This is a genomic window from Pseudarthrobacter sp. NCCP-2145 (assembly GCF_023708005.1).
Lineage (GTDB): Bacteria > Actinomycetota > Actinomycetes > Actinomycetales > Micrococcaceae > Arthrobacter > Arthrobacter oxydans.
In genome coordinates, this window is record NZ_BRCG01000023.1 from 67,048 (window position 1) to 79,870 (window position 12,823).

General features: G+C 65.1%; 11 protein-coding genes. 6 read left to right on the top strand and 5 right to left on the bottom strand.

Translation table 11 applies throughout. The annotated features are described in order from the left end of the window. Positions 1-20: 20 nt before the first annotated feature. Positions 21-485 (top strand): Fur family transcriptional regulator, encoded by a 465-nt coding sequence (locus tag NFU08_RS17505; RefSeq protein WP_174179083.1) that lies wholly within the window; start codon positions 21-23, stop codon positions 483-485. Here NFU08_RS17505 and NFU08_RS17510 read toward each other — a convergent pair. The 5 genes from NFU08_RS17510 to NFU08_RS17530 form a co-directional block, all read right to left on the bottom strand. Next, positions 482-1,360 (bottom strand): metal ABC transporter permease, encoded by an 879-nt coding sequence (locus NFU08_RS17510; RefSeq protein ID WP_251424934.1) that lies wholly within the window; start codon positions 1,358-1,360, stop codon positions 482-484. The two genes, NFU08_RS17505 and NFU08_RS17510, sit on opposite strands and share 4 nt — an antisense overlap. Then, positions 1,360-2,175, bottom strand: coding sequence for a metal ABC transporter ATP-binding protein (locus tag NFU08_RS17515; RefSeq protein ID WP_174179079.1), 816 nt, complete (start codon positions 2,173-2,175; stop codon positions 1,360-1,362). Before NFU08_RS17515 ends, NFU08_RS17510 begins: the two co-directional genes overlap by 1 nt. Continuing rightward, positions 2,172-3,161, bottom strand: coding sequence for a metal ABC transporter solute-binding protein, Zn/Mn family (locus NFU08_RS17520; RefSeq protein WP_251424935.1), 990 nt, complete (start codon positions 3,159-3,161; stop codon positions 2,172-2,174). Before NFU08_RS17520 ends, NFU08_RS17515 begins: the two co-directional genes overlap by 4 nt. A 132-nt stretch (positions 3,162-3,293) precedes the next feature. Further along, positions 3,294-4,364, bottom strand: coding sequence for a hemolysin family protein (locus NFU08_RS17525; protein WP_174179074.1), 1,071 nt, complete (start codon positions 4,362-4,364; stop codon positions 3,294-3,296). Then, on the bottom strand, positions 4,361-5,767 hold the full coding sequence (locus tag NFU08_RS17530; RefSeq protein WP_251424937.1) for a hemolysin family protein: 1,407 nt from the start codon (positions 5,765-5,767) through the stop codon (positions 4,361-4,363). Before NFU08_RS17530 ends, NFU08_RS17525 begins: the two co-directional genes overlap by 4 nt. Before the next feature lie 552 nt (positions 5,768-6,319). Between NFU08_RS17530 and NFU08_RS17535 the strand changes: the two genes are divergently transcribed. From NFU08_RS17535 to NFU08_RS21045, 5 genes are all read left to right on the top strand, one after another. Further along, positions 6,320-10,102: a multifunctional oxoglutarate decarboxylase/oxoglutarate dehydrogenase thiamine pyrophosphate-binding subunit/dihydrolipoyllysine-residue succinyltransferase subunit gene (locus NFU08_RS17535; protein WP_251424939.1), complete on the top strand. Its 3,783-nt coding sequence runs from the start codon at positions 6,320-6,322 to the stop codon at positions 10,100-10,102. A 188-nt stretch (positions 10,103-10,290) separates the two neighbouring features. Next, on the top strand, positions 10,291-10,890 hold the full coding sequence (locus NFU08_RS17540; RefSeq protein WP_156507369.1) for a GDSL-type esterase/lipase family protein: 600 nt from the start codon (positions 10,291-10,293) through the stop codon (positions 10,888-10,890). 85 nt (positions 10,891-10,975) lie between these two features. Continuing rightward, on the top strand, positions 10,976-11,803 hold the full coding sequence (locus NFU08_RS17545) for a DUF4097 family beta strand repeat-containing protein (RefSeq protein ID WP_251424941.1): 828 nt from the start codon (positions 10,976-10,978) through the stop codon (positions 11,801-11,803). Next, positions 11,803-12,414: a PadR family transcriptional regulator gene (locus NFU08_RS17550; protein ID WP_251424943.1), complete on the top strand. Its 612-nt coding sequence runs from the start codon at positions 11,803-11,805 to the stop codon at positions 12,412-12,414. Before NFU08_RS17545 ends, NFU08_RS17550 begins: the two co-directional genes overlap by 1 nt. 124 nt (positions 12,415-12,538) lie before the next feature. Further along, positions 12,539-12,613 carry a 50S ribosomal protein bL37 gene (locus NFU08_RS21045; RefSeq protein WP_369299106.1) on the top strand — a complete coding sequence of 25 codons (75 nt, stop codon included), beginning with the start codon at positions 12,539-12,541 and terminating at the stop codon, positions 12,611-12,613. Positions 12,614-12,823 lie beyond the last annotated feature (210 nt).

Consider the following 12,823-nt stretch of genomic DNA (forward strand, 5'->3'; position numbering starts at 1 on the left):
CTGAGGAAGCGAGTCCACCCATGCCCGTCGGCGCCAAGGCTGATTCCACCACGTCGTCCCCGGCGACGGGCGGCGGCAAGGAGCAGCGCGTCACGAAGCAGCGCAGGGCCGTCAGCGCGGCGCTGGATGAACTGGACGATTTCGTCAGCACCCAGGAGCTCTACCGGATCCTCCAGAACCAGGGCGTTTCGGTCTCACTGGCAACCGCCTACCGGATTCTCCAGTCGCTCGCGGACGAGGGCCTGGTGGACGTGCTGCGCAACGGCGACGGCGAGGCCGTGTACCGCCGCTGCGCCGTGACCGGTCACCACCACCACCTGCTGTGCCGGAACTGCGGAAAGGCAGTGGAAGTCGAGGCTCCGGCGGTGGAGACCTGGGCGGCGCGTACAGCTGCGGAACACGGGTTCACAGAGGTGGCCCATACCGTGGAGATCTTCGGCCTGTGCCCGGACTGCACTGCGCGCAAGGCCGCCGGAAGCCCCTAAGCCGTTCCCGCCAGGACCCGCCCGTTGATTCCCTTCCGGGCCCGCACCGAGCCAACCACCCGGCACACCACGTAGATCAGGAAGGACAATGTGGTGACATAGGGGCTGATCGGGATGCGTCCTCCCAGCGCCAGCAGGATCCCGCCAACGGTGGCAGTCATCGCGAAGGCCACGCTGAGCAGCACCACGGCAACCGGCGAGGACGTCACCCGGAGCGCGGCCGCGGCAGGAGTAATCAGCAGGGCCAGGACCAGGAGGGCTCCCACCACCTGGATGGACAGGGCCACGCTGACGCCCAGCAGGACCATGAAGACGATGGCAAGCGTCCGCACGGGAACTCCGCGCGCCTCGGCAAGTTCAGGATCGACGCTGGCGAAATTGAGGGGCCGCCAGATGGCCACCAGGGCCACCATCACCACGACGGCCGTTCCGGCAAGCGCCTGCAGCTGGACCGTGTCCACGGAGACTATCTGTCCGGTGAGCAGGCCGAACTTGTTGGCGGCCCGGCCTTCGTAGAGGGACAGGAACAGGATGCCCAACCCAAGCCCGAACGGCATGATGACGCCGATGATCGAGTTTTTGTCCCTGGCCCGGACACCCATCAGGCCCAGCAACAGCGCCGCGGTGACGGACCCGATCAGCGATCCAAACACAATGTCGGCGCCGATGAGCAGCGCAAAGGCGGCCCCGGCGAAGGAGAGTTCGGAGATGCCGTGCACCGCAAACGCCAGGTCGCGCTTCATCACGAAGGTCCCCACCAGGCCGCCCAGGAGACCCAGGACGGCACCGGCCCAGATGGAGTTCTGCACCAGCACCAGGAGTTCGCCGTAGTTTTCGAAGCTGAAGATGGCGCCGAGAATGCTGTCCCAATCCATCAGGCTGCCTCTCCGGCCAGCACATGCGTTGGGGCATGGTGGTGGGTGGTGGCATCCGGCAGGCCCACCACCACGATGCGCCCGTTGGCGTGGATCACCTCAACGTGGCTTCCGTAAAGGTCGGAAAGGACCTCGGTGGTCATGACCTCTTCGGGCGTACCCACCTTGAAGCGGCCGCCGGCGAGGTACAGCACCCGGTCCACATAGTCGATGATGGGGTTGATTTCGTGCGTCACGAAAACCACGGCACTGTTTTGCTCACGGCATTGCTTATTGATCAGGGCACTGACCGCCTGCTGGTGGTGGAGGTCCAGGGAGAGCAGGGGCTCATCGCACAACAGGATCTGGGGATCGGTGGCAAGGGCCTGCGCAACCCGCAGCCGCTGCTGTTCGCCGCCGGACAGCTGGCCTACCGGGACTCTCGCATACTCCGTGGCCCCTACCAGTTCAAGGAGCTGGTCGATCCTGCGGTTGGCCTTGCCCGGGGACAGGCGCAGGCCCCACCGGTGGCCGTCCACGCCGAGGCCGACGAGGTCCCGGGCGCGCATCGGAGTGTCCGGGGCGAATGATTTCTGCTGGGGTATGTAGCCGATGAGGCTGCTGCCCCGTTCCACCGGGCGGCTGCCAAGCAGGGCCTGCCCCCGGTGCAGGTCCTGGAGCCCCAGCAGGACCTTCAGGAAACTGGTCTTGCCGCTTCCGTTGGGACCCAGGACGGCGAAGAACTCGCCGGGCATGATGTCCAGGTCCAGGTCCTCCCAGAGCGCCCGCTTACCGAACTTCAGGGACGCTCCGGTGAGGCTGACCACGGGTTTCAACTATTTGTCTCCAGAACGTTGGTGATGTTGTCCACATTGTCCGTCATCCACTGAAGGTACGTCTTGCCCTCCGGCAGTGTTTCGCTGAAGTCGACCACGGGAACACCCGCAGTTTCCGCCGCCTTCTTGAGCGACTCCGTCTGCGGGCCTTCGGTCTGGCTGTTGTAGGCGAGCAGGCGCACCGACTTCGAAGCCACGAGGTCCGTGGCGGCCTTGAGCACTGCCGGCGGGACGTCCGAGCCTTCTTCAATCGCAGCAGTGTAGTCCTCGGGAGTAGCGTTCACCAGCCCGGCGTCCGCCAGGAGGTACACCGGCACCGGCTCGGTCACGGCCACTTGGGCACCCGCCGAAGCGGCCTTCAGTGCGTCCAGCTTTCCGTGCAGTTCTTCTATGCCGGCTTTGAAAGTGGAGGCGTTGGACTGGAATGTCGAGGCAGAGGCGGGCTCGAGCTCGGCCAGCTTGGCGGCGATCTCGTCGGCCAGCTGTTCCACCGCCGGAAGGCTGTACCAGACGTGCTCGTTCAATTCGCCGTGGTCGTGGGCAGATTCGTCCTCTGCCGCGGGTTCCGTCGCCGGGGCTTCCGCGGCGGCTTCCTCCCCTTCAGGGTGCGCCAGGCCGGAAAGTTCGACGGCGTTGAGCACCTTCGCGTCGTCGAGGCCGCTGTCCTCCGCCAGGGTGTGGATGAAGTCGTCGTAGCCGCCGCCGTTTTCCAGGACGAGGTCGGCTTTCGAGACCACCAGCCGGTCCTGGGCGGTGGCTTCGTAGGAATGCGGGTCCTGGCTGGTCTTGGTGATGATGGCGGTCACACTGACCTTGTCCCCGCCAATGGTTTTGGCAATGTCACCGTAGACGTTTGTTGAGGCGACGATGTTGATTCCGTCGGCTGCTTCCTGCGCCGGTTCGGCCTGCGGGCTGCACCCGGTCAGGAGCAGGCCAAGCCCGGCAAGGGCAGCGAGGGACGATCGGGCAGCGGCGGGACGGCGCACGGAAACCTCATTCAGTGGGAAGGGGCGAAAACAACCCTCCCAGCTTATACCTAAATGGGAATGATTCCTATTTAGAACAGAAGGGTGCCATGACACCGGTGCCCACCGCCCGCGGGAGAAGGGCACCTCCCGCTAACCCCCGTTGGGCTGCCCCAGCCGCCGGATGCCGGTGGCCTGGGTTGCATCCCGGATTTCGCCGACGAGCTGCTCGATCACGTCTTCCAGGAACAGGACGCCCTTGGTGTTGCCGTCGGGCCCGATCACCCGTGCAAGGTGGGATCCGGTGCGCTGCATGACGGACATTGCCTTCTCGATCTCATCGTCCAGCGCCAGGTTTGCCAGGGAGCGGATGCGGCTCTCGGCGATGGGCCGCTCATAGGCCTGCTCGGGGATGGAGAGTACATCCTTGACGTGGAGGTAGCCGTACAGCATGTCGTCCTCGTCAAGCATGGGGAACCGGGAGAATCCGGTGCGGCTCACGGCCTTCTCGAACTCCACTGGCGTGGTGGCGGCCCGGAGCATAACCAGCTTCTCCAGGGGAACCATGATGTCCGCGGCCGTGTACTCGGAGAATTCCAGCGCGCCGGTGATGAGCCCGGCGTCGTCATCCACCAGCCCGTGGCGGGTGGACTCCTGGACAATGGACTGCACTTCCTCCAGCGTGAAGGAGGAGTTCACCTCATCCTTGGGCTCGATGCGAAGGAGCTTGAGGATGTGGTTGGCCGACCAGTTGAGGACCGAGATGACGGGGTGGACCAGCCGGGCAACGAACATCAGCGGCGGGGCAAGCAGGAGCGCCGCCTTGTCAGCCACGCTGACCGAGATGTTCTTTGGCACCATTTCCCCGAAGGTCACGTGCAGGAACGTCACCAGCATCAGCGCCACCGCGAACGCTGCCACATCGGCAACTTCCTTCGGCAGGCCCAGCGTCTCCAGCGGTACGGCGAGGAGGTGGTGGATGGCCGGTTCTGCCACCAGCAGGATCAGGAGGGAGCAGACGGTGATGCCAAGCTGTGCGCATGCCAGCATCAGCGACACGTTCTCCATGGCGCGGAGGGTGGTCTGCGCCCGCTTGGACCCTGCCTCGGCCAGCGGTTCGATCTGGCTGCGCCGCGCGGACATGACGGCAAATTCTGCGGCCACAAAAAACGCGTTGCCGAGCAGCAGCACAGCCAGCCAGAGGATCCCGGCCCAGTCGCTCATTGTTCAGCCCTGTCGTCGCGTTGGTTCCTGCCGTTCCGGGTGGACTTGTCGTCGCGCCTGGGATGATCGTCGCGCTGGGAGCTGTCCGCGCGGTCGTTGTCGTCGGAGTCGGCAGCCGGCCGGAAACAGATCCGGTCAATGCGGCGCCCGTCCATCCTGGTGACGCTCAGCGTGCCGCCGCCAACGGGGACAGTATCCCCAACGACGGCGATCCGGCCCAGCTTGCTCATGACGTATCCGCCCACGGTTTCGTAGGCGGCTTCGTCCGGGACGCTCAGCCGAGGAATCTGCTCGGACAGCTCGTCCGGGCGGAGCAGGCCCGGGAAGTACCAGTCGCCGGAGGCACTCTGCAGGAGTCCAGGGCGGACCTTGTCATGCTCGTCCGCCACCTCTCCCACGATTTCCTCCACCAGGTCCTCGAGCGTGGCGATGCCGGCGGTTCCGCCGTACTCGTCCAGGACGACGGCGAGCTGGAGGTTGCCCTCGCGGAGTTCCGCAAGCAGTGCGTCGAGGTGGATGGTTTCGGGGACCCTCAGCACCTCCGTCATGATGGCACCGGCCTCCAGGTTCTGCCGGCGGTCCCACGGCACAGCCACTGCCTTCTTGACGTGGACCAGCCCCCGGATGTCATCCGCGGAATCACCAATCACCGGGAACCGCGAGTATCCGGTCCGGCGTGCGGCACTGAGGACATCCGAGACGGGCTGGTCGGCATCAATCGTTTCCACCCGGATGCGGGGCGTCATGACGTCTGCCGCTGTCCTGGTGGAGAAGTTGAGGGTACGCGCCACGAAGTTGGCAGTGCCGGCGTCGAGCGTTCCCATGGCCGCGGACCGGCGCACCAGTGACGCGAGTTCCGCCGGTGTCCGGGCACCGGAAATTTCTTCCTTCGCCTCCAGTCCGAAGACGTTCAGCACTCTGTTGGAGAATCCGTTGAGTACCACGATGGCCGGCTTGAAGACGGCCGTGAACATCAGCTGGGGCCGGGCGAGCGCACGGCCAACCGGGAAGGACAGCGCGATGGCCATGTTCTTGGGCACCAGTTCGCCCAGGAGCATGGAGAGCAGGGTGGCGAGCACCATGGCCAGGACCAGGGAGACGGAAGCGACGGCGACGTCGGGAAGTCCGACGGCGGCCAGGGGGGCTTCCAGGAGGCGTCCCACCGATGGCTCCATCACGTAGCCGGTCAGGAGCGTTGTCAGAGTGATGCCCAGCTGGCAGCTGGACAGCTGCGTGGACAGTGATTTCAGGCAGGTGAGCAAAGGGACAGCGCCGGTGTCGCCGTCGTCAATGGCACGTTGGACCGTGGGCTGGTCCAGGGCGATAAGGGAGAACTCGACGGCCACAAAGAATCCGGTGCCGGCAATCAGCAGCAGGCCTGCTGCAAGGAGAAGCCATTCCATTCAGCATCCCGCCTGGACGGCGGTGGCGAATGTCATGGCTGAAGAAGGGGAGTTGCGGAGACTGGAACGTCTTCCCGGCGGAGGATGGTCGGCTGAAGCCGGTGCCCGTTTCCCGGGGCCGCTGGCCGGCCGCGCTGCCGGCGGATGATGGGCTGGTGTTCGGGGTTTGCCGGCTCTGCGGGTGGACTGCGCGGTGCTGCTCTTCATGCTCCGCTGACAGCCCCCAGGCCGGCACCTAGATTTACTGTCCATAAGAGCTTCAGTCTACAGGAGGCACCTGCGCCAGCTTCACCCGCACTGCCACCCGCCGGGTGCTTCGCGGGCGGTCTTTCCGCCGCCGGGCAACACACCGTTGATGACGCCGTTTTCCGCCATATTCCGCCATCCCCGCGTCACTTCATGATTTGGGTCACCCTTATTGGCAGTTAACACACGATGCTCACTAGACTTGCAAAGGTCTGGGTTCAGAGGACGCAGAAATCGGTTCGAACGTGTTGCTGAAGCACCGTGGGGCCGGGGAGAAATCAAACTCATGGAAGAGGCGTATTTCAAGTGCCAGAGCAGCCTAGCCACCGTCTACCAGAGGAATTTGGCGGAAACGAGTGGCTCGTTGACGAACTGTACGAGCAGTACCAGCAGGACAAGAACGCCGTGGATGCCAAGTGGTGGCCGCTGTTTGAATCGTTCGGGTCGGGCAGTTCTTCTTCCAACGGAAATTCTGCCCATCCCGCTACCAGGGAAATGCCGTCAGTAAATGCAGCCCCGGCACCGTCGCCGGCAGCAGCACCTGCGGTCCCGCCGGTACCGTCCGCTCCACCGGCCTCCGCGCCCGCACCGGCAAAGAAGGCCCCCGCCACCGTTGCCCGCGACGGCGGCAAGAAGACCGAGGCCGGAACCGGCTCCCAGCCCATCCCGGCGCAGCTGCCCAAGAACGTCAAGGCACCCACCGCTCCTGAGGAAGACGTCGTCTCCGTCCTCCGCGGACCGGCAAAGGCCATCGCCACGAACATGGTCACCAGCCTCCAGGTGCCCACGGCCACCAGCGTCCGCGCCATCCCGGCCAAGCTGCTGATCGACAACCGCGTGGTCATCAACTCGAACCTGGCCCGCGCCCGCGGCGGCAAGGTCTCCTTCACGCACCTCATCGGCTACGCCGTGATCCGCGCGCTCTCCCAGTTCCCCTCCATGAACGTGTACTACGACGAAGTGGACGGCAAGCCCGTTGCCGTCCAGCCGGCCCATGTGAACTTCGGCATTGCCATCGACATGCCGAAGCCGGACGGCACCCGCCTGCTCATGGTCCCGAACATCAAGAAGGCCGAAACCCTCAACTTCTCCGAGTTCTGGCACACCTACGAGGACCTGATCAAGCGCGCCCGCAACGGCAAGCTCACGGCTGAGGACCACCAGGGCACCACCGTGTCGCTGACCAATCCCGGCGGCATCGGCACCGTCCACTCGGTGCCCCGCCTGTCCAAGGGCCAGGCTGCCATCATCGGCGTCGGCGCCCTCGACTACCCCGCAGAATTCCAGGGTGCCAGCGAAAAGATCATCGCCCAGAACGCGATCAGCAAGGTCCTCACCCTGACCTCCACCTACGATCACCGCGTGATCCAGGGTGCCGGCAGCGGCGAGTTCCTCAAGCTTGTCCACCAGCTGCTCCTCGGCGCACAGAACTTCTACGATGAAATCTTCGAGTCGCTCCGTATCCCGTACGAGCCCGTGCGCTGGAGCGCCGACAAGCAGGTGGACCCGGCCGACGAAATCAACAAGGTGGCACGGATCCAGCAGCTGATCCACTCCTACCGCGTCCGCGGCCACCTGATGGCGGACACCGATCCCCTGGAGTATGTCCAGCGCAAGCACCCGGACCTCGACGTCCTGACCTACGGGCTGACGCTCTGGGACCTGGACCGTGAATGGCCCACCGGCGGCTTCGGCGGCAAGCCGATGCTCAAGTTCCGCGACATCCTGGGCGTCCTGCGCGATGCCTACTGCCGCACCACCGGCATCGAATACATGCACATCCAGGAGCCTGCCGAACGCAAATGGTTCCAGGACCAGCTGGAGCACCCCTACTCCAAGCCCAGCCGCGAAGAGCAGCTGCGCATCGTTTCCAAGCTGAACGCAGCCGAGGCCTTCGAAACCTTCCTGCAGACCAAGTTCGTCGGCCAGAAGCGCTTCTCGCTGGAGGGCGGCGAGTCCCTGATTCCGCTGCTGGACGCCATCATGTCCGACGCCGCCGACGACGGCCTGGACGAGGTAGCCATCGGCATGGCCCACCGCGGCCGCCTGAACGTGCTCACCAACATCGCCGGCAAGACCTACGCGCAGGTCTTCCGCGAATTCGAAGGCACCCAGGACCCCCGCTCCGTGCAGGGATCCGGCGACGTCAAGTACCACCTGGGCACCGAGGGGACCTTCACCTCGGACAACGGCAAGGAAACCAAGGTCTACCTCGCCGCCAACCCGTCCCACCTTGAGGCGGTGGACCCCGTCCTGGAGGGCATTGTCCGCGCCAAGCAGGACCGGCTGGACCAGGGCGAGTCCTTCCCTGTCCTGCCGATCATGGTCCACGGTGACGCGGCATTTGCCGGCCAGGGCGTTGTCGCCGAAACGCTCAACCTGTCCCAGCTCCGCGGCTACCGCACCGGCGGAACCATCCACGTTGTTGTCAACAACCAGGTGGGCTTCACGACGGCCCCGTCATCATCACGCTCGTCCACGTACTCCACGGACGTTGCCAAGATGATCCAGGCCCCTGTGTTCCACGTGAACGGCGACGACCCCGAGGCAGTGGTCCGCATCGGGCAGCTCGCCTACGAGTTCCGCCAGCGGTTCCACAAGGACGTCGTCATCGACATGGTCTGCTACCGCCGCCGCGGGCACAACGAGGGCGACGACCCCTCGATGACCCAGCCGCTGATGTACAACCTCATTGAGGCCAAGCGCTCGGTCCGCAAGCTCTACACCGAGTCCCTGATCGGCCGTGGCGACATCACCGAGGAAGAAGCCGAGCAGCTGCTCCGCGACTACCAGGAGCGCCTGGAACGCGTCTTCGCCGAAACCCACGCGGCCCAGACCTCCCCTATCCCGATCGTCACGGCAGACACGGCCGCTGTCTCGGACATCGAGCGTCCCATCTCCCAGCAGTCCGACTCCGGCACCTCCGCGCCGGTCTCGACGGCCATTTCCGCGGACACCCTGGCCCGGATCGGCAAGGCGCACGTGGAAGTCCCCGAGGGCTTCACCGTCCACGCGAAGCTCAAGCAGCTGCTCGAGAAGCGCGAACAGATGTCCCGCGAGGGCGGCATCGACTGGGGCTTCGGTGAAATCGCAGCCTTCGGTTCACTCATCATGGAAGGAGTTCCTGTACGCCTGGCGGGACAGGACTCCCGCCGCGGCACGTTCGTGCAGCGCCACGCCGTCTTCCACGACCGCGCCAACGGCAAGGAATGGCTCCCCCTCGGCAACCTCACCGACGACCAGGCGAAGCTCTGGATCTACGACTCCCTGCTTTCGGAATACGCGGCCATGGGCTTCGAGTACGGCTACTCTGTTGAGCGGCCGGATGCGCTGGTCCTGTGGGAGGCGCAGTTCGGCGACTTCGTCAACGGTGCCCAGACCATCATCGACGAGTTCATCTCCTCCGCGGAGCAGAAGTGGGGACAGCGGTCCTCGCTGGTCCTGATGCTGCCCCACGGCTACGAAGGCCAGGGCCCGGACCACTCCTCCGCGAGGATCGAGCGGTTCCTGCAGCTGTGCGCCGAAGAGAACATGATCGTGGCCAACCCCACCACGGCGGCCTCGCACTTCCACCTGCTGCGCCGCCAGGCCTACAACAGGCCGCGCAAGCCGCTGATCATCTTCACGCCCAAGCAGCTGCTGCGCCTCAAGGCTGCGGCATCATCCGTTGAGGATTTCACCACCGGCACGTTCCGCCCCGTCATTGGGGAACACGAGCAGCTGGCTGGGGACGCCGTCGAACGCGTCCTGCTGGTCTCCGGCCGCCTGTACTACGATCTCCTGTCCACCCGGCAGAAGACGGATGACAAGACCACCGCGATCGTCCGCGTGGAGCAGCTCTACCCGCTGCCGCACGAGGAGATCGCAAAGGAACTCGCCAAGTACCCGAACGCGGAAGTTATGTGGGCGCAGGACGAGCCTGCCAACCAGGGTCCGTGGCCGTTCATTGGCCTGAACCTTCCGGGTGCCCTGGAGCGCACCATCCGGCTGGTTTCGCGTCCGGCGTCGGCATCCACTGCCGCCGGCTCCATGAAACGGCACGCCGCGGAGCAGGATGTCCTCCTGAAGCAGGCATTTGCACGGAAGTAAGCACTAAAGGCTGCCCGGCCGGACGTCGAAATCCCAGACTCCGGCCGGGCGGTTCTGTTTAATGGAGTGCACAGCGCTGAAGGAAACAGGCAGCGCTGAATGAAAAGCCCCAATCGCATGCACGGCCCTACCCCGCGGCCTGAACCAGGCCCGCGGCGGCGGCAAGGCACCGACGTAAAGAGGAACGCGTGGAAGACAGGAAGCTGCGGATTGCAGCTGTAGGAGATGAACTGCTGGCCGGACTGGGTGACCCCCGGGCCCTCGGCTGGCTGGGCCGTGTGCTGGCCCGCACTCCCCGGGACAGCATGCTCCTCGAAAGCTACGCCCTCCCCTGCCCTGAGGAAGGGACGGAAGGCCTTGCCGCGCGCTGGCTCGAAGAGGCCGGGCGCCGCTTCAGCGACAAGGCGGAGAACCGCCTGGTGATCGGGCTCTCCGGACGCGACATTGAGTTCGGGCTCTCCACCGCACGCAGCCGGCTCAACCTGGCCAACATCCTGGACTCGGCGTCCCAGAACCGTATCGAGGTCTTCGTGGTGGGCCCTCCCCCCACCCTGGACCCCGCCCAGAACAGGCGCCTTGACGAACTCAACACCGCCTTCGCCGACGTCACCACCCGGCGCAAGCACCTGTACGTGGACACGTTCTCCCCGCTCCTGAACCACGAACAGTGGCGGCAGGACCTGGCAGCCCAGGGCGGCACGCCCGGCCAGGCCGGCTACGGGCTGATGGCCTGGCTGGTGTTGCACCGTGGCTGGTTCCAGTGGCTGGGCCTGGACGCTCCGGAGTAGCACCAGGTTCGCGATATATCTTGACCTGCCCCATGGGCAGGGGTACGTTGGGAAGGGTCAACACGATATATCGCCTGGAGGGCCCGTGACCGATCAAGAATGGACTGTCACCAGTCCGGAGACCATCGACGTCGACGGTGTGACGTCCCTGAAACTGGGCATGGTGCAGGGACGCTTCGACGTCGTTACGCACCAGGAACCCGTCACGCGGGTAGAGATTTCGGATGTGCACGGTGATCCGGTGGCTGTTTCCCTGAGCGACGGCCGGCTGGAGGTGCGCCACCAGCTGCACGGCCCGCAAGGCTGGTTCAAGAACCTGATGGGAACGGTCAACCACAACAGCGAAAACTCGGCCGTCATCAGCATTGCCGTGCCGGCCCACGTCAGCGTGGAAGCCGGCACCGTCAGCGGCGACGGGCTGGTGTCCGGCATAGCCGCGAACACCCGCCTCAGCACGGTTTCCGGTTCGGTCATGGCGGACAGCACAGCCGGGGACCTGCACGTCCAGACTGTCAGCGGGGAAGTCTCCATCCGCAACCACACCGGGGTCCTGACGGCCAAGAGCGTCTCCGGTGAAGTGACGGCGTCCGGCCGCCTCAGCAATATCCGGGCGAACACCGTCAGCGGGGACATGAGCTTCGACCTCCTGGGTTTCACCCATGACTTCGGCGCGAACTCAGTTTCGGGAGACATCACCATCCGGCTGCCCCACGACGTAGGCGTGGACATCATCGCCAAGTCCGCCAGCGGTGCGGTGGTGATCGGGGACCAGCGGTACACGGTGGTGGGAGGCAAGGTGGAAACCATTGCGGGCCCTGACGGCCAGCTGATGCTGGTGCGGACCAACTCAGTGTCCGGAAAAACCTCCATCTTCCATAGGACCGTGGCAGGAAACGCAGAAGCAGGGACCTGATGGCACCGGTCTTTGCCCACGGCGCGCTCCGGCTTTACCTTCTGGCGCTTCTTGAGTCCGGGCCCAAACACGGCTATGAGCTCATCAAGGCGCTCAAGGAGCGGTTCGGCGGGACATACTCCCCCAGCGCCGGCACCATCTATCCCCGGCTGGGCAAACTCGAGGAGGAAGGCCTGGTTGCCACCGAATCCGCCGGCCGCCGCACGAACTACCACATCACCTCCGCAGGCCTGGCGGAGCTCAACCGCCGCCGCGACGAGCTGGCAGGCGTGGAGAGCGAGATTTCAGCCTCTGTCCGGCGGCTGGCGGACAACCTGCGCGCGGACATCCGCAGCAACATGAGGGGGCTGCGTGCGGACCTTGCTGCCACCGCAGAGGCAGCCCGCGCCAGCGCACTGTCCACGGAGTTCAGGGTCCCCGGACGGCTGCCGGCCGAAAGCCAGCGGTCCCTCAAGGAAGCCGAAATGATGCTCCAGCAGTTCCGGGACGACCTCAGGGCGGAGCTGCGGCTGCACGCCGGCAGGCAACCGCTCAGCCCCCTGGCACTGGAAACGCTGAGGACAGTCCTGGAACAGGCCGGCATCTCCATCCGCAACTCACTGGGCTCTTAGCCCGCCAGGGGTCCCACCGCCGTCAATGCGCAGGTCATCCGGCTGTTCCTGGTTCGCGGGCCGCCCCGTGATGTGGGAGACTTGAGGGCAGCTCTTTTGAGTACCAACATTAAGGAGGCCAGCTATGAGCAAGCGTGCACGCAAGCGTCGTGACCGTAAGCGTGGCGGCGCGAACCACGGGAAGCGCCCCAACACCTAGGCACATGCCAGGAACTACGGTTCAAGCAAAGAACCCCGGAAGCCACATGGCTTCCGGGGTTCTTTGTTGTCAGCTGGGGAGTGGCGCCCTAGGAGACTGCTGAAATATCCGCTGGTTTAGGCGCGTCGGCTGGACTGGTGAGGCTGGTGGTTAAGACTGGTCTTATGCAGGGACGCGAGGACGCGCAACGCGGGTATTTGGATGTGGAGG

Coding starts and splice junctions, on each gene's coding strand:
- NFU08_RS17530 (WP_251424937.1), bottom strand. CDS start 5,767: ATGGAATGGCTTCTCCTTGCAGCAGGCCTGCTGCTGATTGCCGGCACC.
- NFU08_RS17510 (WP_251424934.1), bottom strand. CDS start 1,360: ATGGATTGGGACAGCATTCTCGGCGCCATCTTCAGCTTCGAAAACTAC.
- NFU08_RS17505 (WP_174179083.1), top strand. CDS start 21: ATGCCCGTCGGCGCCAAGGCTGATTCCACCACGTCGTCCCCGGCGACG.
- NFU08_RS17550 (WP_251424943.1), top strand. CDS start 11,803: ATGGCACCGGTCTTTGCCCACGGCGCGCTCCGGCTTTACCTTCTGGCG.
- NFU08_RS17525 (WP_174179074.1), bottom strand. CDS start 4,364: ATGAGCGACTGGGCCGGGATCCTCTGGCTGGCTGTGCTGCTGCTCGGC.